The organism is Nocardia sp. NPDC005745, from assembly GCF_040630775.1.
Classification (GTDB): Bacteria; Actinomycetota; Actinomycetes; order Mycobacteriales; family Mycobacteriaceae; genus Nocardia.
Genome location: NZ_JBEXYF010000016.1, coordinates 93,277 through 118,495, shown reverse-complemented (window position 1 = coordinate 118,495; position 25,219 = coordinate 93,277). Strand labels below are relative to the sequence as shown.

Sequence of the window (25,219 nt, the reverse complement as noted above, 5' to 3'; positions counted from 1 at the left end):
TCAGGCCGTTGTTTCGCGGCGGGCCGCGTCGAGCAAGGTGTCCAGCAGGCCGGGAAAGCGGGCGTCCAGATCATCGCGACGCAGGGACAGCAGCAGTTCCCGGCCGGAGGGCCGCTGCCAGATCACTCCGGCATCGCGCAGCACCCGCCAGTGGTGGGTCAGGTTCGACTTGGCGACGTCCGGCAGCACCGAGCCGCAGGTGTGCTCGCCGCCGTCGGCCAGTATCCGCACCACCCGAAGCCGCAGCGGATTACCCAGGGCGGTGAGCACATTCGTCAGCTGGATCTGCGCTCGCTCGGGATGTGCCGCGATCACGCGAACCAGGTTAGCGCGACAGTTGACATACAGTCGAACTGTACGTGAGTATTCGTACAATTAGATGATCTCTGGGAGGTTCTCATGGGCGCCGGCATCGATCGCTTCGACGGCAAGATCGCCTTGATCACCGGTGGATCGAGCGGCATGGGTCTGGCCACCGCACGACGCCTGCTCACCGAAGGCGCGCACGTGGTCATCACCGGCCGCGACAAGGGCCGCCTCGACGCCGCGGCCGCGGAGCTCGGTGGCGCCGACCGCGTTCTCGCGGTGGCCGGTGACGCGGCCGACCTCGGCGATCTCGACACGCTCGTCTCGGCCGTGGCGCAACGGCACGGACGGCTGGACGTCGTCTTCGCGAACGCGGGCATCGCGGCGTTCCAGCCGACCGAGACCATCACCGAAGCCGAGTTCGACCGCGTGGTGGACACCAACTTCAAAGGGGTGTTCTTCACCATCCAGAAGACCCTCCCCCTGGTGGCGGAGCACGGGGCGATCGTCGTCAACGCCTCGTGGGCGCTGCATCGCGGGGTACCGGGCGCGTCCCTCTACTCGGCGACCAAGGCGGCCGTGCACAATTTGGCGCGCAGCCTCGCCGCCGAACTGGCGCCCCGAGGCATCCGGGTGAATTCCGTCAGTCCCGGCTACATCGCGACGCCGTCGTTCCGCGCGAACGTCTCCGCCGAGGCGCAGGCCGCGATCAGTGCCACGGTGGCGGCGGGGCGCGTCGGCACCGCCGAGAACGTGGCCGACGCCGTCGCCTTCCTCGCGTCCGGCGAGGCGTCGTATATCAACGGGCAGGACCTGCTCGTCGACGGAGGCCTGATCACCGCCGCTCCCGACCCGATGGTCTAGCGCGCCCGGCCGGCCGGGTGGCGTCGGCGCGCCCTCGCGGCCGGCGTCATCGGCAATCAGTCCGGCACGGTGGCCGACATGAACCCGCCGGTTACCGCACGCTGGCGTCGGGCAGCATGGGCGGGCACGGCGCGCCGGGCACCGTCTGCAACTCGAAGTGCCAATACTCGTTCTCGAACGTCCGGCACAGCCCCCATCGGTAGCCGTTCACCTCGAGCCACCGCGCGCCCTGTTGCGGACCGACATCGATCGCCTGGCCGGAGACGTGGGTGGACTCCTCCGGCGGCAGCACCCACCGGCGCGCGTCGTCCGGACCGTAGGTCGCCACACCGTCCTCCCACAGCGCCTGCTGCTCGGCGGGCGTCCGGTATCCGGACGTGATGGACAGGGGCACACCCTGCGCGTGCGCCTCGCGTTCGGCGAGGGTGTACGCGAGCGCCAGCGGGGGATCGAGCCCGTCGGTCCCCGCCGCCGACCCGACCGACCCCCGCTGCTCGATGACCGCGGCGGCGTCGGCCTGCGCCTGCCCGGCCTGCGTACCGGTCGCGACCAGCGCGGGTAGCGCCACCGATAGACCGACCAGCATCCGACTCCGACCAGCGATCCCAAACACCATGCGCCGATGCTATCGCCTGCGGTCACCTATGCCGGATATGCCCCGATCGCAGGGACGGCCACGTGCGGCACGGGCGAGGACCGTATCGAGCGCCGCGACCCGAAGGTGGGCCCGCGGCATTTCCCGCGGCGGGCAGGGACGTCTCTTCGCGGCGATCACCGTACGCCTGCGAGTACGCGGCCCGACGCGACGCGCGCACTCCCCCGCGAGTCCGCTCCACAGGATGCGGCCGTCGTGTGGACAACTCTCAGCGAATTCCACAGAAAACTCCACACCTTGGGATAATAGTGATCTGATATGTCCGTTATGCGGCCAATTTCCCTCAGTGAGCAAACATTTCGCCCGGCTTGGAAGGCGCGCTGTCCACAATCTATTCCAGTGCTGTGGATCACATCCGATCCAGCAGAGCTACCACACCCGAAATGCCGGAATCCGTGGGAGTTTCGAGTGATTTGCGCCGTCTCGTGGTCGGCGGGGTCGTCGAGTTCCGGCCGTTGAAAAGAACTTTCGCGAAGCGATGTGTCCCTTTCGGCCCGTATGTCGCGCCTCCCCCGGCGCCGAACTCGACCACACGGCAACGCACTCCGCGCAGTCGCGGGCAGCCCGCGCGCGGCGAACACCACTGCGTCGCAAACACAGTGCGGGCGGCTGTCGACTCCTGTCGTCAGCCGCCCGCGAATAGTGGGTGATCCAGATGTAGGGAATTTCACATTCCATCCCCACTATGTGGAGACCGAGTGCCTCGGACAATCCGGCCGAACTACGCGTACGGCGGACTGTTCAGCGCGCTCGAACGCCACGGCGGCGCACCCATCCGCGCGCGTCCTCGGCGAATCGATTCCGCCGCTTGCTTGTTGCGCGCGATCCGTTCCAGGATCTCGCCGTCGTGCGCCCGGGCGTACGCGAGCGCGAGCCTGATCTTGCCCGTGTTCAGGTTCGACTTCGCACTGAGCACGGCGATCCGGCGTTCCGCAGGGCCGCCCAATTCGCGCAGGCGCGCAACGACTTCCCAGATCTCCGGGCCCGCGGCGAGCGCGGCACGGCGATCGTCGAGCGGACCGCGGAAGACGATCCCGGGGTGTTCGAGTTGGTCGACGCCCTCACGGATCAGCCGGTCGAGCAGTGCGGCACAGCTGGTTCCCTCTCGGGCAGCGCGATCGGCCAACCGGAGGGCGGCCGACTCGGTGATACACAACGCCGTCGGTACTGGTCTGGACGTGCTCATAGCTCTCCTCGACCTGCATCGGTGCCGGAATCAACGGTGTACTTCGCTAAGCGTGCCCGCTGCGGCGATGCCGAGAACCCGGTGATCGGCAGGACATCGGCGTGTCCGCGGCCTGCCGCATCCGGGTCGAGGAAGAAGTCAGACGCGCTCTTTCGAGCGGGTGCGCACGCGCAGCGCGATCGGCTTCTGCGTCTCGGCGAAAAAGTCGTTGCCCTTGTCGTCGACGACGATGAACGCCGGGAAGTCTTCGACCTCGATCTTCCAGACGGCTTCCATGCCCAGTTCGGGGTACTCGAGCACCTCGACCGACTTGATGCAGTCCAGTGCCAGCCGGGCGGCAGGTCCGCCGATCGAACCGAGGTAGAAGCCGCCGTGCTCCTTGCACGCCTTGGTGACCTGCGCGGACCGGTTGCCCTTGGCCAGCATGACGAACGAGCCGCCCGCGGCCTGGAACTGGTCGACGTAGGAGTCCATCCGGCCCGCGGTGGTCGGGCCGAAGGAACCGGACGCGTAGCCCTCCGGCGTCTTGGCCGGGCCCGCGTAGTAGACGGCCATGTCGCGCAGATAGTCCGGCATCCGCTCGCCCGCGTCGAGCCGCTCCTTGATCTTGGCATGCGCGATGTCGCGGGCGACGACCAGCGGACCACTCAGCGAAAGCCGGGTCTTGACCGGATATTTGGACAATTCGGCGCGGATCTCGTCCATCGGCCGGTTCAGGTCGATGCGCACCACGTCGCCGCCCAGGATGGCATCGGTCTGTTCGGGCAGGTATTGCGCGGGCTCGCGCTCGAGCTGTTCCAGGAACACGCCCTCGGCGGTGATCTTGGCCAGCGCCTGCCGGTCCGCCGAGCAGGACACCGCGATGGCGACCGGGCAGCTGGCGCCGTGCCGGGGCAGGCGAACGACGCGCACGTCGTGGCAGAAGTACTTGCCGCCGAACTGCGCGCCGATGCCGAAGGACTGGGTCAGCTTGAAGACCTCCTCCTCCAGTTCCAGATCGCGGAAGGCGTGCGCGGACAGCGACCCCTCGGTGGGCAGGCTGTCCAGGTAGTGCGCGGAGGCGTATTTCGCCGTCTTCAAGGCGAACTCGGCGCTGGTGCCGCCGATCACGACCGCGAGGTGGTACGGCGGGCAGGCCGCGGTGCCCAGCGAGCGGATCTTCTCGTCCAAGAACTCCAGCATCCGCGTGGGGTTCAGGATGGCCTTGGTCTCCTGGTACAGGAACGACTTGTTCGCCGACCCGCCGCCCTTGGCCATGAACAGGAACTTGTAGGAGGGGTTCGCCGGATCGCCCGCGGTGGAGTACAGCTCGACCTGCGCGGGCAGGTTGGAACCGGTGTTCTTCTCCTCCCACATGGTGATCGGCGCAAGCTGCGAGTAACGCAGGTTCAGCTTGGTGTAGGCGTCGAACACGCCCCGGCTGATCCATTCCGCGTCGTCGGCGCCGGTCAGCACGCCCTCGGACTTCTTGCCCATCACGATCGCGGTACCGGTGTCCTGGCACATGGGCAGGATGCCGCCCGCGGAGATGTTGACGTTCTTGAGCAGATCGAGCGCGACGAAGCGGTCGTTGCCGCTCGACTCGGGGTCGTCGATGATCTTGCGCAACTGACCCAGATGCGCCGGGCGCAGGAAGTGACTGATGTCGTGCATCGCGGTCTCGGTGAGCAGCCGCAGCGTCTCCGGTTCCACCTGCAGGAAGGTGCGCCCGTTGTGCTCGAACGTGCTGACGCCTTCGGTGGTGAGCAACCGGTAGGGGGTGTCGTCCGCGCCGATGGGCAGCAGGTCTGAATAACGGAAGTCCGGCGCGGTCACCAGTCGCACTCCTTTGCATGGGCCCGGATGCCATGAACGGCCGGGCTGGTCACGAGCACAGCGAGCCTAGCCACCACCGCGCACCCCACTGCTGGTTAGGCAACCCTATCTCGGACAGTTGCCCTAAAAGGTTGCACGTTCAACCCCGGTGATGCTACCTCTCGTCTGGTGAGAAAGCGCCCGGGCGCCCGAGTCCGGACGCGCGCAGACCGTTCGCGCGCCGCACAGTCGCGACGCGCCACGATCTCGGGACACAGCAGAGTTTGGAGCGCTATCGTGACCGATCCCCATTGGCTCGATGACGTCGAGATGCGCGCCTGGTTGGGTTTCGTGCGCACCCGCGACCTCATCGCCGCGGCGGTCGGGCGGGATTCCACCAAGGAGTCCGACCTCACCTACGTCGAGTACTCGGTACTGGCCTATCTGGCCGAGTCGCCGGACCATCGGCTCACCTTCGCCGACCTCGCGGCCGCACTCGAATGGTCGCAGAGCAGGCTCTCCCACCAGATCACCCGGATGGAGAAGCGGGAGCTGGTCGTGCGCGAGCCGATCCCCGACGACGCCCGCCGCACCGCCGCCAAGCTCACTCCGCGCGGCGCCGAAGTGCTGACCGGCGCGGCGCCCGCGCACGTACAGAGCGTGCGCAGGCACATGATCGACATCCTCGACCGCCGGCAGCTGGCCGCTTTGGCCGATATCTACGACACCTTGCTCGCGCATCACCGCCGATCGGCGGCGGAGAGCTGACCGCTCAGGCGGGTGTGCCCGCCGTCTCCGCGTGATCGGCCGGAGCGCTTGCCGCGGCGGGGGTTTCGGGCAGCCCGAGCGCGCGCTCGAAACCGGCGGGCACCACCACGTCCGAGCGATCCAGCTCGGTGACGCGCGTCTTGCGCAGACCCAGCAGCGCCGAATCGATGCCGCCGCGCAGGATGTCCAGCACGTTCTCCACACCGGCCTGCCCGTTGGCGGCCAGCCCCCACAGGTAGGCGCGCCCGATCAGCACCGCCCGCGCACCCAGCGCAACGGCCTTCACCACGTCGCTGCCCCGCCGGATGCCGCCGTCGAGCAGCACCTCGACCTGCGAGCCCACCGCGTCCGCCAGCACCGGCAACGCGCGGATCGCGGCCGGGGTGCCGTCGAGATTGTTGCCGCCGTGGTTGGACACCGAGATCGCCGCCACACCCGCGTCGACCGCGCGCAGCGCGTCGTCGACCCGCATGACGCCCTTGAGCAGTACCGGACCCGCCCACTGCTCGCAGATCCACCGCACATCGGACCAATCCGGCGCGGGTGTGCCCATCCACTCACCGTAGGCGCCGAAGAAACCCGGCGCCGCGGCGCCACCGATGGCCATATTCGGCGCGGTCAGGTCCGGAATGCTGCCCGACCGCGCATAGGTCGCCAGCCACCGGGGACGCGCCAGGGTCTGCGGCGCGAACTTCAGCATCGTGCGCAGGTCCAGCTTCTCCGGGATGACCGGGCTGCCCCAGTCCCGCCCGTGCGAGAACGACCAGTCCAGCGTCAGGATCAACCCGACCGCCCCGGCCCGCTTCGCGCGGTCCATCCGCTGCAGGATCTCGTCCTTGCCGCCGCACCAGTACAACTGGAAGAACGTGGCCGGATTGGCCGCGATCACCTCTTCGATCGGCTTGCTGGCGAACGAACTCAAGCCCATCGCGATGCCCCGCGCCGCGGCCGCCCTCGCGACGGCGACCTCACCGTCGGGGTGCACCGCCTGCACGCCCGTCGGCGAGATCAGCACCGGCATCGAAATCTGCTGCCCCAGCACCGTCGTCGACTGATCGCGCTCGCCGATCGGCCCGGCCACGTGCGGCGCGAAACCCAGTTCGGCGAAGGCCCGCTGATTGTCCTCGATGGTCTGGCCACGCTCGGAGCCGGCGATCAACGCGCCGTACACCGACTTCGGCAGGCGCTTCTTCGCCCGCCGCTGCGCTTCGGCGACGGTCTCGAACCACGGATTCATGTTCCGGTCCTTTCCGGGGAGTTCTCCGGCCACCAGAGCCGGGTTCGGTCGAGCAGATCGGTGCTCAGGTGCTCGAGCAGGGCCGTGCCCTCGGCGGCGGTCGCGCCCGCCGGGTCGCCGAGCACACCGTTGGCGCTCACCGCGCGCACTCCGCCGGTACGCAGCAGCGGCAGCAGTTCGGTCAGCGGACGGGTGTCCCCCGCCGCCGCGCGGTCTTCGCGCACGCGCTCGGGCTCCAAGGCCAGCTGCAGCGCCGTCTCCGACCGGCCCGCGTGCGGGTCGCCGTCGAAGCGCGGCAGGTATACGCGCACGTCGCGGGACTCCGTGCGCAGCAAATCCTTCGCCCGGCGCAGCGGTTCGATGTTGCCGCCGTGCCAGTTGACCAGCAGGATCCGGTCGAAGGTGTCGGTCGCCGAGCGGCACAGCTCGACGACCAGCAGTTCCAATGCCGCCTGCCCGATCGACAGCGTGCCGGGAAAACCCGCGTGCTCGCCGCTGGCGCCGTACGGGATCGCCGGTCCGACGAGCACGTCGGTCCGCGCCGCGGCCAGCCGCGCGCACAACGCGGCGGCGACGTCGGTGTCGGTGGACAGCGGCAGATGCGGGCCGTGCTGCTCGGTCGCGCCGACCGCGACGGCCAGGATCGCCCCCGCCGAGGCGCGTGCGCCCGCCTCGGGCCACGTGAGATCCGCCAACATGCCGCGACATTATCGTCAGTCACTGACATAATCAAGGGGCCGAGGCGGCCGAGCACAATCAGACGATGCTGGAGAACCGGGCCGCGCGCGGCCGCCCACGCGGCACCACCAAACGCGAACTCGAAGTGATCGCCATGCGGCTGTTCACCGAACAGGGCTTCGACGAGACCACCGTCGAACAGATCGCCGCCGCCGCGGGCATCAGCGGACGCACCTTCTTCCGCTACTTCCCCAGCAAGGCGGAGGTGCTCTGGTGGCAGTTCGACGACGAGGTCGCCTCCTTACGCGCCGCGTTCGCGACGGTGCCCGACGACATTCCGATGATGACCGCCGTGCGCCGAGTCGTGTTGAGCGCCAACCAATATCGCGCCGAGGATGTCCCCGAACTACGCACCCGCATGCAACTGGTAGCCACCATCCCCGCCCTGTCGGCCACCGCGGGAGCGCACTACGACGCCTGGGAGCGCGCCGTCAGCGCCTTCGCCGCGGGCCGCCTGGGCGAACCTGAGGACGGGCTCATCCCGCTCGCCATCGGACGCACCACACTCGCGGCGGCGCGCGCCGCCTTCGACGCTTGGCTCGCCCGCGCGGACGCCGACCTCACGGTGTATTTGGACGAGGCGCTCGCAGCGCTGGAACGCGGGTTCGCTACGGTGCCGTAAGGTCCGCCGCGCTCGAACATCAGGCGAACAACCGGCAGGTTTCGCGGGTGACTCGGGTGGGGTATGACTAGGCTCGGAATCGGCTAGCGCCGAACGCACGAACTTCCCGACTCAACCGTCGAAAGGGGCAGGAGTTTCCATGTCCGAGGTGTCCATGAGCCTTTCGGCGGATTCCCTGACCGCGGGACCGATCGACCAATTGCTGCCGCAGCTCGTCGAGCACCTGCGACAGAACCGCACCGCGCTGCGTGAAGAGTGGGCCCGCCGCATCGCCGACGCCCAACTGCTCACCGCCATGACCCCGGAGGAGATCTTCTCCGAGGCGACCTCGATCTACGACGGCTACGTCGACGTGCTCGAGACCGGTAGCGTGGAAGCGCTGCAGGCCTACGCGCGCGACCTGTCCGAACGCATCATCCCGAGAGGCGTCGAGACCGACGAGGTCATCGGCATCGTGCTGCTGCTGCGCGACGTGCTCGCACGCAGCCTGTTCGAGAAGTACCAGTCGGACTTCGAACTGCTGAACAAGGTGCTCGACGCCTACGAACCGGCCGCCAACCGCATCGCCAACACCGTGACCGTGTCCTTCGTGCAGGAGCGCGAGCGCGTCATCCGTCAGCAGCAGGAAGCCATCCGCGAGCTGTCCACGCCGGTGCTGCAGGTGCGTGAGCAGCTGCTGATCCTTCCCATCATCGGCGTGCTGGACAGCCAGCGGGCCCGCCAGCTCACCGAGCAGCTGCTGCGCGCCATCCGCGCCAACCGGGCGAAAGTGGTCGTCATCGATATCACCGGTGTGCCCCAGATCGACTCCACCGTGGCCAACCACTTGGTACAGACCGTCGACGCGTCCGGCCTGATGGGCGCGAACGTGATCATCACCGGTTTGTCCTCGGAGATCGCGCTCACCCTGGTGACCATCGGTCTGGACCTGTCGAAGATGAACGCGGTCGGCGACCTGCAGGGAGGCATCGAAGAAGCGGAACGGCTGCTGGGCTACGAGGTTTCCCGCGTCACCGAACGGGTTACCGAACGCGACGGCCGCTGATCAGGCGCCCCCATGCCGGTTCCGATTCTCAAACAGGGTACGTACCTCATCGCGTCGGTTCAGTCCGCACTGACCGATGCCGATACCGAGCGCCTGCAGGACGACCTGATGAAACAGGTCAGCAAATATCGGGCGCACGGCATCATCGTCGACGTCACCGCCATCGACGTGATGGATTCGTTCGCCGCGAGATCGTTGCGTACCATCGCGCACATGACGCAGCTGCGCGGCGCCGAAACGGTGATCGTCGGTCTGCAACCCGAAGTCGCGTTCGCCATGGTGCAACTGGGCCTCACCTTCGAGGACATGCACACCGCCCTCGATCTGGAAGAGGGACTCGCCTGGTTGGACCGAAAGATCCCAGCCCGTCGCCAGCGAGACGGTCGTGACAGTGGCCGCTGAGAACGTGGTGATCGCGGTCAGGGTGTCCGGGGACATCGTGACCGCACGTCAAGCCGGACGCGAACTGGCAGCAAAGCTCGGATTCACCCTGACCGACCGCACGATGATCTCCACGGCGATCTCCGAGATCGCCCGCAACATCACCAGTTACGCGGGCAGCGGGGAGATCCGCTTGCTCGTCGACGACCGGGAGGGTCGTCAAGCCCTGGTGGTGCAGGCCGAGGATCAGGGGCCCGGAATCATCGACATCACCCGGGCTCTGGAGGACGGCTACTCCACCGGACGCGGGCTCGGACTCGGCCTTCCCGGGGCCCGGCGGTTGATGGACCGGCTGACCGTGGATTCGGCGCCGGGTCGCGGCACGCTGGTGGAAATGTGGAAGTGGGTACCGAACGGTGCATGACGACGGGTTCGTCGGCCGGATCGAGTGGGCGGTGGCCGGTCGCGCACTGCCCGGTCAACAGGTCTCCGGTGACCGCGGCGTCGTCCTCGACACCGGCGGCGGCACCGTCCTGTTCGCGGTCCTCGACGGACTCGGGCACGGCGCCGCCGCGGCGGACGCGGCCGATCGCGCCACGCGAGTGCTGTCGGAGAACCGCGCCGAACCGTTGGACGTGCTGATGGTGCTGTGCCACCGAGCGATGGCCGACACCCGGGGGGCGGCGATCTCGCTGGCTCTGTTCGACGAGGGTGACAAGGTGCGCTGGCTCGGCGTCGGCAATGTCGAATCGCAGGTGCTGACCGCGGGTCCGGCGGGCCTGCGGGTGCACGCGACCGTCCTGCTGACCGCGGGCATCGTCGGCTATCGCCTTCCGGCGACCCTTCAGCCGCAGACCGTCGCGGTCCGTCCCGGTGACCTGCTGCTGATGTCCACCGACGGCATCGTCACCGAAGCCGCCGACATCGACCTTTCCAAGTCCACCGCCGACATCACCGCCGACATGCTCGCCCGGCACGCCAAGGACACCGACGACGCGCTGGTACTGGCGGCGCGGCACCGCGGTGCGGCAGGGGCCGCCAGATGAGTGCCCTGCTGGCCGAGTTCCTGGACGCCTACGCCGACGCGCTACGGCGGCACATGGATTCGCAAACCCAGGCCGGCCTCGCCGAGGGGTACGAGCTGGGCAGGCGCGCACTGGTCGAAGGCATCAGCCTGCTCGATCTCACCGAGAACCACTTCCGGGTGGTCCAGGATGTTGAGGAACAGCGGCAGAAGGACACTTCCGCCGAGGGGGGCGAATCGGGGGCCCGCCTGCCGGAGACCGCGCTGGAATTCCTCTTGCAGACCCTCGTTCCGCTGGATATCGCCACCCGCGGCTACCTCGACGGCACCCGCCGCTACGAGCAGCAGCGTTCCCGCGCCGACGATCTCGCCGGACGCGACGCGTTCCGTACCGCCTTGGTGGAATCGCTCCAGGACGGGTTCTTCGTCGCCGACGCGCAGGGCACCATCATCGAGGTCAACACCGCTTTCGGCGCCTTGACCGGCTACGGCGCCGCGGGCGTCCCCTACGCGCTGCCGCATCCCTGGTCGAGCCCGGAGGGCCCGCGCTACCCCGACCTCGGTACCGAGGCGCAGCGCTTCGTCATCCCGATCCGCCACCGCGACGGCCGGAATGTGTGGCTCGCGGTGAGCACCAGCGCGCTGATCAAGCCGGAGGATCACGAGCGGATCTTCGTCGGCACGTTGCGCGACATCACCGCCGAACACGACGCGCAGGCGCGCGACCAGGCCGCATCCCGGCTCGCCACCGCCGTCGGCGCGGCCACCAGTGTGGTCGAGGTGCTCGCCGTCGGGCTGGACGAGGTGCGCCGGACGGTGGGCGCGGAGACCGCCGTGGTGGCCGTGTGGCCGAGCCGCAACGCCGTACCGGAGGTGTACGTCTCCGGTGTGGGCGCCGACGGCGCGTCGCACGACGGCGCCGCCTCCCTCGACGACCGGTCGCGCGCACTGCTGGATCGGGCCAGGCGCAGGCCGCCGCGCAGCCTGCTGGCCATTCCGGAAGGGGCGGAGAGTTCCGAGGGCCTCGTCGCGCCGCTCGGCGAGACCGGCGACGCGGCGCTGTGGTTGCGCTTCGCCGCGCCCCGGGCGATCAGCGCCGCGGACTGGACGTTGTTCTCCCTGTTGATCGGCCATCTCAGTCTCGCGGTCCAGCGGGCGCGCAACTTCGACCAGGCCCGCGCCACCTCGCTGACCCTGCAGCGCGCCATGCTCGGCCCGATCGAGCTGCCGCCGCGGTTCTCGGTGCACTACGAGCCCGCTCTGCCGCCGCTGGAGATCGGCGGCGACTGGTACGACGTGGTGCCGCTGCGCGACGGCACCATCGGCGTGGTGGTCGGCGACTGCGTCGGGCGCGGCCTGTCGGCCGCGGTCGTGATGGGCCAATTGCGGACCGCTGCCCGTGCGCTGCTGCTGCGCGGCGCGGGACCGGCGCAGTTGCTCGCCGAACTCGACACCGTCGCCGCGCGCATCCCCGGCGCCATGTGCACCACGGTGTGCGCCGCCGTGCTGGACCCGGTGCGCGGACTGGTCCGCTACAGCAACGCCGGTCACATGCCACCGATCCTCGCCGACGTGGGCACGACCGGACGGATGCTGGAAGGCGGGCGCGCGGTGCCGCTGGCGACGTTCGATACGCCGCGCAGGCCGGAGGCCACCACGGCGCTGACGCCCGGTGCCACCTTGGTGTTGTTCACCGATGGCTTGGTCGAACAGCGCGGCGTGGACATCGACGAGGGATTCGCCAAGATCGCCGCGGTACTCGCCGACACCTCGGGGCGCCTACCCCGTGAGGTGGCCGACGCCGTGCTCTCTCGCCTACGGCCCGCCGCGGGTTACGACGACGACGTCGCCATGGTGGTCTACCGCCAGCCGCCCGCGCCGCTGCGGCTGGACGTGCCCGCGCGCGCGGACGAGCTCGCGGTGCTGCGGCGCACGCTGAAGGGGTGGCTGGCCGCCGCGGCGGTGCCGCACGACCTGGCCGCCGACCTGGTCGCCGCGGCGAACGAGGCGTGCAGCAACAGCATCGAGCACGCCTATCGCAACAACAACGACGCCGGGCGGGTGCGGATGTCGGCCACCTGCGACATCGACACCGTCGTCATCATGGTCACCGACACCGGCAGTTGGAAGCCGCGCGCGGCCGATCCCGGCTATCGTGGCCGCGGCATCGACATGATGCGCGCGCTCACCGAGGAACTCGATATCGATCATTCGGAATCGGGCACGACCGTGCGGATGTCGGTGACGCTGCCGGCGATCACGTTCCCGGTGGCCAATCCGTTGCGCGGGACGAACCGCCGAGTTCCCGGCTGACGGTGCGCGCCGCGAACTGAATGGGAACGGCGGGCCGCACTCCGTATATCCGGAATTGCATGCCCCGGTAGGGGATACCGGATTCCGCCCATTCGCTCACGATCATGCCGAACGCACCGTCGAATCTGCTGTCCGGATGGACATAACATCCGTAGAGCCGCGGCACGATATCCGGGCCGCCCGGCGCCCAGAAGGACCCTTTCACCGGACGATAGGTCAAGGCCGTGCGCCAGTTGTCCGTGATCCTCGCGGCGACCTTGACGAACGCGCCGTAGGCCCCGGCGTCGAACCCGGACATCACCCAATTCCCCTGGATCCGCCGTAATCCGATCTCGCCGAGCTTCGTGCCGTCGGCCAGGATCCCGAAGCGCGGGTCGCCGCCCGGATCCCGGCCCCAGCCCCAGTCCTGCCCGTTCCAGCCCCAGCCCTGCCAGGCCGCCGGGTCGACCAGCGCGGCATGGGTTTCGCGAACTCGCCACAACAGCATGTTCTTGTTCCGCGCGAGCCCACCGGTGGAGATGATGTAGACGTAGCCGTCGCCGCCGCGTTCCCAGGAGATCATGGTGCGTTTGCCGCCGTAGGCGCTGGTCGACCACCGGACACCGGTATCGGTCCAGCTCTTCGCGTTGTCGTCGGAATAACGGATCTCGCACCATCGCTCGTTAGCCAATCCCTGGGTGACCATCACCCACAGATAGATTCGGCCGCCGATCGTTATCGCGTCGCAGGGCAGGACCGTGGAGTATTGCGGATTGTCGTGCACGTAATCCCAGAGTTGCCGGGCGTCCCGCGCCGCCGACCGGAATTCGATCGGCCAGGACATATCGTGCGTATCGCTGCGCAAGAGCATCGGCGAACGCCAATTCGGGCCTCCCACTCTCGGTTCGGTGCCGGAGAAGGTGTCGCCGAGGACGTATCCGATTTCGCCACTCGGCATGCGGAAGGGGATGAAGAGATCCGAGCCGCCGATATCTGCCATCGGGAGCGGATTCAAATTCTTGATCTTGGGCATCGGCGGATCCTGTCGATTCTCGGAGCGTCGCTTTCCAGATCGGCTCGTAGGAATCACCGCGAGGTGTGGACGGGCTATCCCCTCAGTATCGGCCGTCGATGGCTGCGATGTTGCTACTCTGGTGGGTTGAGGCCGAAAGGAAATGGGGAAACCGACTGCGCAGCTTGTGTTTCGGCAGTTCGCCGCCTCATCGCGCCTGGTACCTCCGATGGAAGAGATCCATTTGCCGATCACGGGATCGGCGATGCACGGTGTTCGCCGGCGATGGATTCGCGGGACGTATAGGTGCCCGGCCAGCTTCCGCTTCCGATGAGGCCCTCGGCCGCGAACACGCGATTCGGCGCCCATCGTCGTCCGGAGAACCCCTGGCGGCAGACCGCGAGTACGGCCCGACTCCCCGGGTGATCGCCGAATCCCTGCTCGACCGGCCGATAGCGCGAACCGCCTCGGGATCGGCCGCGTTTGGCCGAGCGTGCAGCGGGTAAGCCGCGCTCTGCATCCCGGACCAGCTCACTCATCGATCGGACGGAAAGCATGTCCGAAAAAGACACTCCGGACGACGGACGTCCGGCACGCGATACCGCCGACGCGGGCCACAGCGGCGACATCGCGCAACCTCACGGCGCCGGCGAAGCCGGTCCGATCGTCGCCGCCGAGGCCGAAGCCGCGCGGGCGCGCAGTGCGGAATTTCCCCTCGGCCGGCCCGGACGCCGGTTCGATCGGCGCTCGCCGTTCATGGTCGGGATGACCGGAGCCGCCGGTGTCGCGCTGACCTACGCCGCCATTCGCACCGTGCTCGCCGCCGGAGCGACGCTGATCCTGATCGTGGTGGCGTTGTTCCTGGCCATCGGAATGGAGCCGCTGGTGTCGCGGCTGGTACGGCCCCGGTTCCCGCGCTGGGCGGCGGTGACCACCGTCTACCTCGTCGGGCTCGGCCTGTTCGCAGGCTTCCTCGCCGCGGCGATACCACCGCTGATCACCCAAGGTGACGCGCTCGCCCACAACGCGCCGCACTACGTCACCCATCTCGCCGACCGCTATCCCCTCATCCGCACCCTCGACGAGCGATTCCACCTACAGCAGCGGTTGCAGCAGACGCTCGAATCGGACTCCTCCGGATTGACCACCGGAGTGCTGGACGCGGGGCGCGCGGTGTTCTCGATCGTCAGCAGCACGATCATCGTCGCCGTGCTCACCGCCTACTTCATGGCGAATTTCACGCAGGTGCGCGCTTCGGTCTACCGGCTGTTCCCGCGCTCCCGCCGTGCCCGCGCGATTCTGATCGGCGACGAGATCTTCGCCAAGGTCGGCGGCTACATCCTGGGCAACCTGGTGATCTCCCTCATCACCGCCGTCCTGACCGGCGTCTGGCTGCTGATCTTCGACGTGCCCTACCCGCTGCTGCTGGCGGTGCTGGTCGCCCTGCTCGACCTGATCCCCGTCGTGGGCTCCACCCTCGCCGGTGTGATCGTCGCGCTCGTCGCGTTGACCGTCTCCCTGCCGGTCGCTGTGGCGACCGTGGTGTTCTTCATCGCGTTGCGCCTGGTCGAGGACTACGTTCTGGTGCCGCGCATCATCGGCCGCGCGGTGCACGTGCCCGCGCTCGTCACCGTGGTGGCGGTGCTGCTCGGGGGCGCGCTGCTGGGCATCATCGGCGCCTTGCTGGCGATTCCCGTCGCCGCGGCCGTGTTGCTGATCATGCGCGAGACCGTCCTGCCCTCGCTCGACGAGCGCTGACCGGGCGCGGGGTCTCACCGCATCCGACTGAGCATGCGAATGACGGCGCTGTCGATGATCGCCCGCTGCGCATCGGCGGAATCGGCGCGGTTGGCGCGCCGCAGTGCCGCGGCGACCGTCGTGCCGTTCTCGAAGGCCGTCACGACCCGTGGATCGACATAGGACGCCTGGGCCACCGCGGGCGTGTTGCCGAGCGCGGCGGCCACCTCGTCCATGACCTCCCGTACCGCGCGTTTGCGCGCCCGGCCGCCGTCCGGGGGGCCGATCGAACCGAACGCGGCCGCGGCCAGCACGGTGGCCTGCCAGGTGCGCAGGTCTTTGACGCTGCATTCGCACGCGGCGAGTTCCCGGAAACGCGCGTTGATGTCGTCGGCGCGCAATTCGCCGTATCGGCCGCCCTCCCGGTACACCAACAGCCCGTCGGAGTCCGACCCGCTGCGCAGCAGGGACCGAACCGCTTTGGCGAGCAACGGGTCCCGGACACTCACTCGTCGCCGGATTCCACCCTTGGCGACGTAATCGAAAAGCATCCGCTCTCCGGATACCCGGACCTGTTCACGCAGTAGCGTCGCGACTCCCCGGGTGCCGTTCTCCTCGGCGTACTCCTCGCCCCCGACCCGGAACACTCCGCGATCCACCAGATCGATGGCCACCGCCTCGACCCGCCGCCGGACCGCGCCACGCAGCGCGAGATCCTCCCCCACCCGTGCGCGGATCTCCGGCAACCGCCCGGCCGGCGCCAAGACCCGGTCGAACTTCTCCTCGTCGCGATCTTTGCGCCATTGGTCGGTCGTGGTAGAGGTACTGGCACCGGCCCGCCGCATCGACACCGACGGCCTGGATGTGCCCGTTCTCGTGCGGGCAGATCCACACCTTCCGCCAGGCCGGCGGGATCACCAGCCCGCGAATGCGCTCCAGTGTCGCGTCGTCGACGGGTTCACCTTGCGCGGTGCGGTAGCCGAACCCGCGTCCGCGCCGTACACGTTCGACTCCGCCGTCATACGGTCGGCTACGGCGCAATCGCATTCAGTCACCGTGGTGCTCGGGGCCGGGTGTAGCGCGTTGTGTGCTCATATCTCATAGCTGCCCTGTCCCGAGCGGCGAAACGCCCGAGGCGCCAGGTCCCGGCAGTTGGACCTGGCGCGGCACGATGTTCGACGGTGCGTCCAGCCGGAGACCTACTCGGCCGGGGGGACGAAGGGCTGGTTGACCGTGGTGAAGTACTGGACGAGGGCGGCGACGGCGACGGGCGCGGTGATGAACAGTTGTCCGGCGAGCGTGCCCAGGGCGCCGACTGCCAGGATGCCACCCAGGCAGCCGACGGCGGCGGCCGGAATGAACGGACCGAACATACCCACGATCGTCGCGGCCGCGACCGTGGCGCCCGCGATGCCACCGAGCACACATCCGACGAGGCCGCCGCCCAGGCCGCCGACGACGGTGCCGATCGCGGCACCCGTCGCGATGGTGTCCTTCAGCCGGGTGAAGGCCGCGACTTCGCGCTCGTACGGCGTCCTCCAGTGTGCCGAGTCCTCGAATGGAAGCGCGACGGGCCGGTACTTCGCGTGCTCGAGGTCGAACAGTGGTGTGAGCGTGGCGGTCCGGCCGCTGATGTCGGCCGCGATCGGGAAGACGAAATCGTCGACACGGAACTCCAGGGGCGTGCCCGCCAGTAGTGTGCCGTCGGTCGCCTCGATCGCGAAGACCCCGTTCTCGGCCTGCAAGGAGCCCGAGTCGATCTGGACGACCACGCCCTCGGCGGAGGTGGTGGCGGTGTAGTTGACGACTTCCGAACCGGCATCCGGAGCCGCGGCGACGGCATGTCCGGCCGAGACGCAGGCAATCGCGACTGCGAGCGTCGATACCGTGGCGATCTTGCGCAAAACCATGTCTGGGGCTCCTCGTCCTCAGCTGTGCTGCCGTCAGTCCTGTTTCACCGTGCCGAGGACGGCCCCGCTGGTCGCGTCGATCGTCACCTCGTGCTCGATGCCGTCGGGCGTGCGGAGTTCGACCTCCCACACCGTCGTTGGCCCCTCGGCGTCGAGTTCGGCGGAGACCACGGTGCTACCGGGCACGGCTTGGAGCGCCTTGTCGACGGCTTGCTGCCTGCCGATCGCGGGAGCCGCGGTGAGTTCCCAGTCGTGATCGGACAGATAGGCGGCGACGCCGTGCCTGCCGGGCGCCTGATCATCGGTGGCGGCGTACAGCGCCACGGGCCCACCGACGAGGACAGCGGCGACAACGGCGCCTGCGAGGAGCCCGCGCCGACCGGACAGTGCCCGGCGAACAGTGGCCTTCATCCTGAAACCTCCTATGCGAGTTGTGATCCGAGATGCGGATCACCTTCACAGGCAACGGCTTAAGGCAGCCTGAAGTCACCTGAAATCCGTTTCAGGAACGGCGAATTGCGGTTTTTCCCGCCATTGCCGGACCGGCGGCGTTAAGGTCGGTTTCGGGTCGGGGTTTCCGGGGGTTTTCGCATTCGTCTCCGTCGGTCAGTCCCGGCGCAGCCCGCGTCGGCCGTGCCCGCTGCTCAGCCGACGCCGAGGCGCGAGGGTGGGTGCGCTCGATCCCCTCCGACTGCACCCACCTTCCCGAATCGCCTTCGCGCGAGGTACCGGGCGGCCGCAGCATCGGGTGCCGCATGGTGTAGCCCCGGGTTCGGGTGGCGTCGTCGAGCCCGAGATGCCGGGCCGGGAGGGCTGGTCGGCCCGCGATACGGGCACATGTTCGGCAAGGCCGACCGAGCGGACCGCCGACCGGCACCCGGATGCACGGTCCGGCACTCACTCGGCGACGAACTCCGCCTCCCGCTCGACGGCTTCGATGGTCCGGCGCGGCACCTGGATCGGCCCCGGGGTGTAGGTGATCGCGCGCAATGCGCCGGTGTAGCGGAAGGTGCCGCAGCGTTCGCGCAGATCCCAGGCCACCGGTCCACGCGCGTCGACGCCGACGGAGATTCCGGTCCACGGCGACATGCCGACCAACTGGACCTGATCGAGCAGCCGTGCGACCTGGACGCCGTCGATCTCGACGGTGAAATCCCACCGCAGCCGTGGTCGTACCGTGGCGCGCACGGTGATCTGCCGCGCCCCGGCGGCGAGGGGTCGCGTGGTGACGCTGTCGTAGCGGCCGTAGCTGTTGAGCCCGAACGTCACCCGGCCGTCCTCGAGGTAGAGCACATAACCGCCCAGCGGATCACCGTGCGCGACGAGAACCCCTTCGTCACCGGACGCGTAGCCGGCGAGTTCCGCGTCGATGACGAAGTCTCGATAGGCGATCAGTCGCTGCGCGCGATACCGTTCCAGGGTCGGCGTGCCCGGCAGCAACCGGACGGGGGCAGAGAAGCTCTCCTCCTCCGGCCGCCGCCGGGCCAGATCCTGGCGCGTGACCAGCGGGAACACCGTGTTCGCCCAGGCGGATTCGTCCCATGCGGCGGCCAGCTCCGCGACCTTCTCCGGGAATCGCCCGGACAGATCGTGCAGTTCCGTCGGATCGGTGCGGACGTCGAACAGCTGCCACTCCGGCTCGTCGATATCGGTTCCCGGCTCGTACAGCGACAGCAGTTTCCACCCGTCCCGGTAGAACCCGCGGTTCCCGACCATCTCCGAGTACTGCTCGGTGTGTCCGGACACCGCCCGTGGGTCACGCAGCGTCGCCACGGCCGACACGCCGTCGAACTGTTTCGCGGGCAGACCGTTGCGCACGCTCGGCCGCCGCAACCCGGCCAGCTCCAGCAATGTCGGCGCGAGATCGGTGACGTAGGTGTACTCGTGCCGGATACCGTTGTCGTCGTCGCCGCGCGGCAGTCCCTTCGGCCAGGAGATCAGGAACGGCACGCGCACACCACCCGCGAAGGTCTGGCCCTTGTAGAAGCGGAACGGCGTATTGGACGCCTGCCCCCATCCGCGCGGGTAGTGGACGCCCAGCTTCGCGGTGCCGATCAGCTCCTCGTCGTGCGGCACGTCGCCGACCCAGTCCGGATCGGTGATGTGGGCGAACTCCGCGAAGTAGGTGCGGGTGCCCTCCGGCCCGCCCTCGGCGGTGCCGCCGTTGTCCGAGGTGAAGACCACGACGGTGTTGTCGAGTTCGCCGAGTTCCTCGAGCGTGCCGACGATGCGCCCGAGGCTCTGATCGATGCTGTCGACCATGCCCGCGTACACCTCCATGTACCGGGCGAATCGCCGCTGCTGCGCGGGAGTCAGCGAATCCCATTCCGCCGCCTCGTATCCCGGTTCGGTATTGCGCGGTTTCTGCTGCGTCCCGGCGGGGAAGAGACCCTGGGCGAGTTGCGCGGCGAACCGGCTCCGGCGCAGTTCGTCCCATCCCTTCGCGTAGCGGCCGCGATATTTGGCCAGATCCGCGGGCTTGGCTTGCAGCGGACCATGCATGGCGACGTGGGCGAAGTACAGGAAGAACGGTTTGGCGGCGTCATGCGCGCGCAGGTCCTTGATGTAGGCGATGGCCTTGTCGGTCAGATCGTCGGTGAGGTAATACCCCTTCGGGTACTCCTCGATATCGACGACCGAGGAGTCCGAGACCAGCTGATTCGGGTAGTAGAAGGAGTTGAGTCCCTCGAGCGAGCCGTAGTACCGGTCGAAGCCGCGCTGCGTCGGCCAGGAATCCCGGTGGGCGGCGGGATTCATCGTGGCGTCGCGCACCAGGTGCCATTTGCCGACCGCGTAGGTGGCGTAGCCGTTGCTGCGCAGGATCTCCGGCAGCGTCAGTACGTCGTCCGCCAGTTCCAGGCGAAGACCCGGGTAGCCGGGGTCGGCGTTGGCGACGAAGCCGAACCCGGCGCGGTGGGCGTTGATGCCGGTGAGCAGCGACGCGCGCGACGGCGAGCACAGCGGGGTGGTGTGGTAGTTGGTCAACCGAAGACCGTTCGCCGCCAACCGGTCCAGCGTCGGCGTCTCGATCTCGGAGCCGAACGGGCCGATATCGCTGTATCCCATGTCATCGATCAGCACCACGACGATGTTCGGAGCGCCCTCGGGGGCGGTGGGCGGATAGCGCCAATCCGGCGTCGAATCGGTAGTGGTGCGACCGACCGAGCCGCCGAAGTCTTCGTAGCCGCGAGCATGGGGTGGAACAGGCATCTGTGCAGTCAAAGCGACCCGGCGCTTGGCTCACCACGCTTTCGCGCACCGTGCGCCGAACGGGTGACCGCGATGGTCCGGTGTTGCTAACTTCGCTCATCGACCCTTACGGGCGCGCGTCGGTCCTCCCGGTCGTGCAAGGCTTCGACCAGATCGGCCACATCCGCCGCGTTCGGCGCGTATCCCGGGAAATAGCAGCACACCTCCTCGATTCCGGCGCCGAAGCGGGTGCGGATCTGCGCGGCGCACTCCTCCGGTGTGCCCGCCACCCCGATCGTGCGCACCATCTCGTCGGTCACCAGCGCCCGCATCTCGGCGAAGCCGCCTGTCTTGGACAGCGCGTTGAGCGTGGAGTGCAATTGTTCCCAGCCCTCGACCTCCAGCACGGGACGATAGGCGGGGGTGGACCCGTAGAACGCGATCAGGGAGCCCACCCCGCCCATCGCGGCGGTCAGTGCCTCCTCCGTGCGTCCGATTGCGACCATCACCTGCGCGATCACCGGGAACCCGTCCGGGGTCCGGCCGGACCGGCGCAGGCCCTCGGCGACGGCGGGCAGGGTGCGCTCGGTGAAGTGACGTTCGCTGTTGAACGGCATCACCAGCAGTCCGTCGGCGACCTCGGCGGCCTTGCGGGTCATCACCGGTCCGAGCGCGCCCATCAGCACCGGCGGAGGCCCGAAGGGGTTCGGTCCGGGATCGAACGTGGGCGGCAGCAAAGTGTGCGTGTAGTACTTGCCGCGGAAGTTCAACGGCGCCCGGCCTTCCCACGCGGCGAAGATGGCCCGTACCGCCGCCACACTCTCCGCGGTACGTTCCGCGGGCGCGCCCCACGTGCTGCCGTAGCGCTTTTCGATATGGGCGCGGATCTGTGAGCCCAACCCCAGCCGGAACCGTCCCTCGCTGTAGACCTGTAGGTCGTAGGCCGCGTGCGCCAGGTGCATCGGGCTGCGCGGCCCGGCGATCGCCACGTTCGTCATCAGTTCCAGCGACGTCGCGCCTGCCGCGACGACGAGGGGGAAGAACACGTCGTGTGGTCCCTCGAAGGTGAACAGGCCGTCTGCCGCGATCTCGGCCAGCTCCCGCGCGTCGGTCGCGACCTGCCGTGGCGCTCCGGTGACCTGTAGATGGACCTTCACTTCGACCTCCGTCGGTCATCGGCGCGCCACGCCTTCCGCGACACGACGACCCCATCGTATGGACAGCACTCCGTGCATGTGTCCAGTCCGACGGGAATCCGCCGCCGGGTGCCACGGACCGGGCTACGGACCGACGGGCGCCGGGGTCCGAGGACCCCCGTGCCGCGGGGCCCTCGCGAGCCCGGTATCCCGCGATGCCACGGCGGGTTCGAACGCGGTCACAGACCGGGGAGCCGGTTCTCGCGCAGCGTGACCACGACCACGATGTCTCCATAGGGAGCCGCGCCCATGGCCAGTCTGTGCGCGAGGCGCGCCAAGCCGACCCGTCTTCCGTATTTGGTGTCCATGCCGGTCCGCACCTGGTCGACCAGTGGTCCGGTCCGCAGCGGTTCGGCCATACCTTGGTGCTGGCGCGACCCCAGAGCCGGCTCGCCGTGCCAGTCCCCCGCCTGCACGATGACCCGGCGGTCGCGTGCCAGGTGCCCGGCCTCGCTCGAATGCGAGGAGATCCGGAAGGCCAGACGTCCGTGGTCGACCGGTAACACCAGGTGCGGCACGGTATTCCAGTGTCCGGATGCCTCCGACCGGGGGTAGGTCACCAGCACTGTGCTCGCATCCCACCAGAGCATTCCCGGCTGCCATTCGCTGGGACGGTCCGGTACGGCGAGAACGCGTTGCGCTGCCGGGAACGGGTTGTCTCGCCGTGGGGTGTATCTGCTGACTCCGCTGCCGAGCAAGGAGCCGACGGGCGCTGGATAGGTCATGCCTGGGAACCTCCGGGATAGGTGCGAGTGGGAATTGCCGATCCGATCTCCGTACTGCGACCGGCGCCCATGGCGCCGTGGCGATGGCGTCCAGGCCCGACGCCTGGCCACCGATTGTGATTATGCTCCGCGCCGGGCCGGGAAGGCCGCACGACCGTTCGGTTCGCTGCGGCGGGCCCGGATCGCGTTCACGGCCGCGAGCAGCACTCCGATACCGATCAGGAGGCCACCCCGCAACCACACCTCGCCGTCGATCCGGGTGAACAGGAACAGACAGGAGGCCAGCCCGAGCCAGGGCACGACGACGGGCACTCGAAAATGCTCCGCTTCGTCGCCCTCGCGCCGCAGGATCAGCACCGACACATTGACCGCGGCGAAAACGACGAGCAGCAACAACACCAGTGTCTCCGCGAGCGAGGCCACCTCCCCGGTCAGCGCGAGCAGCAACGACACCGCCGCCGTGACGCCGACCGCCACCCACGGCGTCCGGCGGCCAGGCAGGATCCGGCCCAGCGCCCGCGGAAGCAGGCCCTCGCGAGCCATGCCGTAGGCCAATCGCGAGGACATGATGCCGGTCAGCAGGGCGCCGTTCGCCACGGCCACCAAAGCGACCACCGCGAACACCTTGTCCGGCACGCCTCCGGCCAGGCGCACCACCTCGAGCAGCGGACCGCTCGAGTTCGCCAGCCGGTCGGTGGGCACCGCGGCACCGGCCACCACCCCGATCAGCAAGTACACGCCACCGGCGGTGAGCAACGCGCCGAAGAGCGCGCGTGGATAGGACCTGCGTGGGTCGGCGACTTCCTCCGCCAGATTCACCGAGGTCTCGAACCCGACGAACGAGTAGAAGGCCAGGACGGCGCCCGCGAGAGTCGCGCCCACAACACCCTGCTCCGCTGTCCCCACCTCGGTGAGCCGGCCCGGATCGGCGTCCCCCCGAATCATCACCCACGCGCCGAGCCCGATGACCAGCACGAGCCCGCCGAGTTCGACCAACGTAGCCGCGACGTTGGCGCCCAGCGACTCTTTGATCCCGGAAACGTTGAGCAGTGCCAACGCGGTGAGGAACACCACCACGACGAGCGCGGTGGGCAGGCTCACCAAGGCGCGCAGGTAATCCGCCGCGAACGCCCTGCTCAGCGCCGCCACCGACACGACACCCGCCGCGAGCATGCAGAACCCGACGAGCGACCCGGCCGCCGGCCCGAGCGCACGGCCCGCGTAATGGGCCGAGCCGCCCGCCTTCGGATACTTGGTCGCCAACTCGGCATACGAACCGGCGGTGAGGCAGGCGAGACCGAGCGCCACCAGCAGCGGCAACCAGATCGCGCCGCCGGACTCCCGTGCGATGGCCCCGACCAGCACGTAGACGCCCGCACCCAGGATGTCACCGAGGATGAAGAAGAACAGCAGGCGCGTGCTGACCGCCCGTCGCAAAGAATCCACCACAGAGCGGCGGATACCCGCGTTACCGGCGCTGAAGCTCCCGGCGACGGCGGCCTGTCGCGATGATCCTCACACCGGCGTCGCCCCGGAGCAGATCGAACAGATCCTCCCGCCGCGACACCGCGACCGCCGTGGTGAGCGCCACCGCACGCGACCCGCCCACGCCGCAATCGAAGCGGCATGGCTCCACGATGATTCCGCGACGAGCATCACGCCGCATACGCGTGATCGCCGCGCGATTGTGGCTCGTGAGGCGGTTCACGCGCTGCTGTGCCGGTCGTGGCGCATACCGATTCCGGACCGGGGAAAACCGGTTCGGTGACGAACAACGCGCCATCGGGACCGGCGCCGACGGTCCCGATCTCGAAGAGAACGGGCAGTTTCCAATTCTGGTTCGCCGACCAACGCTGGACGTGGTCTGACGAGGTCGCGGCCGTGCATGGTTACGCGCCGGGTGAGGTGACGCCGACCACGGAAATGCTCCTGGCACACAAACATCCCGACGATCGAGCCGAGGTCGCCGACACCCTGGCGACGGCGGTGCGAACCGGGCTACCGTTCAGCGGCCGCCACCGCATCATCGATACCGCGGGAATCGTGCACCATGTGCTGGTGGTGGGAGATCAGATGCGTGATTCCACCGGTGCGGTGGTCGGTACGGCGGGGTTCTATATCGATGTCACCGACACCGTCGACGAGGAACGCCAGGAGGTCATCGACGGGACCCTGCCGGAAATGGTGGCCTCTCGTGAAGTGATCGAGCAGGCCAAGGGCGCCTTGATGCTGGTATACGGGATCTCGGCCGAACAGGCGTTCCGCGTGCTGACCTGGCGATCGCAGGAGACGAATACGAAATTGCGCGTGGTGGCCGAGCAGCTGGTTGCCGCGCTGATCGAATTCGGGGGCGCCGGGGTGCAGACACGTACCCGCTTCGACCACGTGCTGCTCACCGTGCATGAACGCTCGATCCAAGACCACCGTCGACATGATCGCGCGGGTCATAACCACCCCGCCCGATTGAAGTGGACCGGGGCGGGTAGATCGAAGCAACACGGAAAGGGGTTTGTCATGGCACGCGAGAAAGACAAGGAC

22 protein-coding genes and 2 pseudogenes are annotated in these 25,219 nt (G+C 68.6%); 10 read left to right on the top strand and 14 right to left on the bottom strand.

The window, feature by feature from the left end:
* Positions 1-315: a helix-turn-helix domain-containing protein gene (locus ABZ420_RS18855; protein ID WP_357124079.1), complete on the bottom strand. Its 315-nt coding sequence runs from the start codon at positions 313-315 to the stop codon at positions 1-3.
* An 84-nt stretch (positions 316-399) separates the two neighbouring features.
* Here ABZ420_RS18855 and ABZ420_RS18850 point away from each other — a divergent pair, with 84 nt between their 5' ends.
* Positions 400-1,170 carry a glucose 1-dehydrogenase gene (locus tag ABZ420_RS18850; RefSeq protein ID WP_357124076.1) on the top strand — a complete coding sequence of 257 codons (771 nt, stop codon included), beginning with the start codon at positions 400-402 and terminating at the stop codon, positions 1,168-1,170.
* A gap of 91 nt (positions 1,171-1,261) precedes the next feature.
* Here the strand turns inward: ABZ420_RS18850 and ABZ420_RS18845 are convergent, their stop codons facing one another.
* The 3 genes from ABZ420_RS18845 to ABZ420_RS18835 form a co-directional block, all read right to left on the bottom strand.
* Positions 1,262-1,756 (bottom strand): M15 family metallopeptidase, encoded by a 495-nt coding sequence (locus tag ABZ420_RS18845; RefSeq protein ID WP_357124073.1) that lies wholly within the window; start codon positions 1,754-1,756, stop codon positions 1,262-1,264.
* 790 nt (positions 1,757-2,546) lie between these two features.
* Entirely contained in the window at positions 2,547-3,011 is a 465-nt protein-coding gene (locus ABZ420_RS18840) for a hypothetical protein (RefSeq protein ID WP_357124070.1), read from the bottom strand.
* A 138-nt stretch (positions 3,012-3,149) separates the two neighbouring features.
* Positions 3,150-4,826, bottom strand: coding sequence for a fumarate hydratase (locus ABZ420_RS18835; protein ID WP_357124068.1), 1,677 nt, complete (start codon positions 4,824-4,826; stop codon positions 3,150-3,152).
* 276 nt (positions 4,827-5,102) lie between these two features.
* Between ABZ420_RS18835 and ABZ420_RS18830 the strand changes: the two genes are divergently transcribed.
* Positions 5,103-5,573 (top strand): MarR family winged helix-turn-helix transcriptional regulator, encoded by a 471-nt coding sequence (locus ABZ420_RS18830; RefSeq protein ID WP_357124065.1) that lies wholly within the window; start codon positions 5,103-5,105, stop codon positions 5,571-5,573.
* 4 nt (positions 5,574-5,577) lie between these two features.
* Here the strand turns inward: ABZ420_RS18830 and mftD are convergent, their stop codons facing one another.
* Together mftD and mftE are read right to left on the bottom strand one after the other, a co-directional pair.
* Positions 5,578-6,810: a pre-mycofactocin synthase MftD gene (gene mftD / locus ABZ420_RS18825; RefSeq protein WP_357124062.1), complete on the bottom strand. Its 1,233-nt coding sequence runs from the start codon at positions 6,808-6,810 to the stop codon at positions 5,578-5,580.
* Entirely contained in the window at positions 6,807-7,508 is a 702-nt protein-coding gene (gene mftE, locus ABZ420_RS18820) for a mycofactocin biosynthesis peptidyl-dipeptidase MftE (RefSeq protein WP_357124059.1), read from the bottom strand. The genes mftD and mftE overlap by 4 nt, the downstream gene beginning before the upstream one ends.
* Before the next feature lie 65 nt (positions 7,509-7,573).
* Here mftE and mftR point away from each other — a divergent pair, with 65 nt between their 5' ends.
* The 6 genes from mftR to ABZ420_RS18790 all read left to right on the top strand — a co-directional run bounded on the left by mftR (position 7,574) and on the right by ABZ420_RS18790 (position 12,933).
* Positions 7,574-8,170 carry a mycofactocin system transcriptional regulator gene (gene mftR / locus ABZ420_RS18815; protein ID WP_357124056.1) on the top strand — a complete coding sequence of 199 codons (597 nt, stop codon included), beginning with the start codon at positions 7,574-7,576 and terminating at the stop codon, positions 8,168-8,170.
* A 139-nt stretch (positions 8,171-8,309) separates the two neighbouring features.
* The gene (locus ABZ420_RS18810; RefSeq protein WP_039798458.1) at positions 8,310-9,215 is read left to right on the top strand and encodes an STAS domain-containing protein; all 906 of its coding nucleotides are present in this window, start codon (positions 8,310-8,312) and stop codon (positions 9,213-9,215) included.
* A gap of 12 nt (positions 9,216-9,227) precedes the next feature.
* Positions 9,228-9,617 carry an STAS domain-containing protein gene (locus ABZ420_RS18805; protein WP_039798459.1) on the top strand — a complete coding sequence of 130 codons (390 nt, stop codon included), beginning with the start codon at positions 9,228-9,230 and terminating at the stop codon, positions 9,615-9,617.
* Positions 9,607-10,020, top strand: a complete 414-nt coding sequence (locus tag ABZ420_RS18800; protein ID WP_063051911.1) for an ATP-binding protein — start codon at positions 9,607-9,609, stop codon at positions 10,018-10,020. The genes ABZ420_RS18805 and ABZ420_RS18800 overlap by 11 nt, the downstream gene beginning before the upstream one ends.
* On the top strand, positions 10,013-10,642 hold the full coding sequence (locus ABZ420_RS18795) for a SpoIIE family protein phosphatase (RefSeq protein ID WP_357124054.1): 630 nt from the start codon (positions 10,013-10,015) through the stop codon (positions 10,640-10,642). The genes ABZ420_RS18800 and ABZ420_RS18795 overlap by 8 nt, the downstream gene beginning before the upstream one ends.
* Complete coding sequence (locus ABZ420_RS18790) at positions 10,639-12,933, top strand: SpoIIE family protein phosphatase (RefSeq protein WP_357124051.1); 2,295 nt, start codon at positions 10,639-10,641, stop codon at positions 12,931-12,933. The genes ABZ420_RS18795 and ABZ420_RS18790 overlap by 4 nt, the downstream gene beginning before the upstream one ends.
* Here ABZ420_RS18790 and ABZ420_RS18785 read toward each other — a convergent pair.
* On the bottom strand, positions 12,878-13,945 hold the full coding sequence (locus ABZ420_RS18785) for a DUF4185 domain-containing protein (protein WP_357124048.1): 1,068 nt from the start codon (positions 13,943-13,945) through the stop codon (positions 12,878-12,880). The two genes, ABZ420_RS18790 and ABZ420_RS18785, sit on opposite strands and share 56 nt — an antisense overlap.
* A gap of 534 nt (positions 13,946-14,479) precedes the next feature.
* On the opposite strand from ABZ420_RS18785, the gene ABZ420_RS18780 reads away from it, so the two are divergent.
* Positions 14,480-15,682, top strand: a complete 1,203-nt coding sequence (locus ABZ420_RS18780; RefSeq protein ID WP_357124045.1) for an AI-2E family transporter — start codon at positions 14,480-14,482, stop codon at positions 15,680-15,682.
* A gap of 14 nt (positions 15,683-15,696) precedes the next feature.
* Here ABZ420_RS18780 and ABZ420_RS18775 read toward each other — a convergent pair.
* The 7 genes and pseudogenes from ABZ420_RS18775 to ABZ420_RS18745 form a co-directional block, all read right to left on the bottom strand.
* Positions 15,697-16,708, bottom strand: a pseudogene (locus ABZ420_RS18775) (DNA topoisomerase IB).
* Positions 16,709-16,860: 152 nt separating this feature from the next.
* Positions 16,861-17,571 (bottom strand): hypothetical protein, encoded by a 711-nt coding sequence (locus tag ABZ420_RS18770; protein WP_357124042.1) that lies wholly within the window; start codon positions 17,569-17,571, stop codon positions 16,861-16,863.
* 33 nt (positions 17,572-17,604) lie between these two features.
* Complete coding sequence (locus tag ABZ420_RS18765) at positions 17,605-17,982, bottom strand: PepSY domain-containing protein (RefSeq protein WP_357124039.1); 378 nt, start codon at positions 17,980-17,982, stop codon at positions 17,605-17,607.
* A 486-nt stretch (positions 17,983-18,468) separates the two neighbouring features.
* On the bottom strand, positions 18,469-20,781 hold the full coding sequence (locus ABZ420_RS18760; protein WP_357124036.1) for an arylsulfatase: 2,313 nt from the start codon (positions 20,779-20,781) through the stop codon (positions 18,469-18,471).
* A gap of 86 nt (positions 20,782-20,867) precedes the next feature.
* Entirely contained in the window at positions 20,868-21,917 is a 1,050-nt protein-coding gene (locus tag ABZ420_RS18755; protein ID WP_357124033.1) for a TIGR03617 family F420-dependent LLM class oxidoreductase, read from the bottom strand.
* A gap of 218 nt (positions 21,918-22,135) precedes the next feature.
* Positions 22,136-22,681, bottom strand: a complete 546-nt coding sequence (locus ABZ420_RS18750) for a hypothetical protein (protein ID WP_357124030.1) — start codon at positions 22,679-22,681, stop codon at positions 22,136-22,138.
* A 120-nt stretch (positions 22,682-22,801) separates the two neighbouring features.
* Positions 22,802-24,130, bottom strand: a complete 1,329-nt coding sequence (locus ABZ420_RS18745) for an APC family permease (RefSeq protein ID WP_357124027.1) — start codon at positions 24,128-24,130, stop codon at positions 22,802-22,804.
* A 315-nt stretch (positions 24,131-24,445) separates the two neighbouring features.
* Here ABZ420_RS18745 and ABZ420_RS18740 point away from each other — a divergent pair.
* Positions 24,446-25,090: pseudogene (locus tag ABZ420_RS18740) on the top strand (PAS and ANTAR domain-containing protein); the annotation flags it as partial.
* Positions 25,091-25,219: the final 129 nt, after the last annotated feature.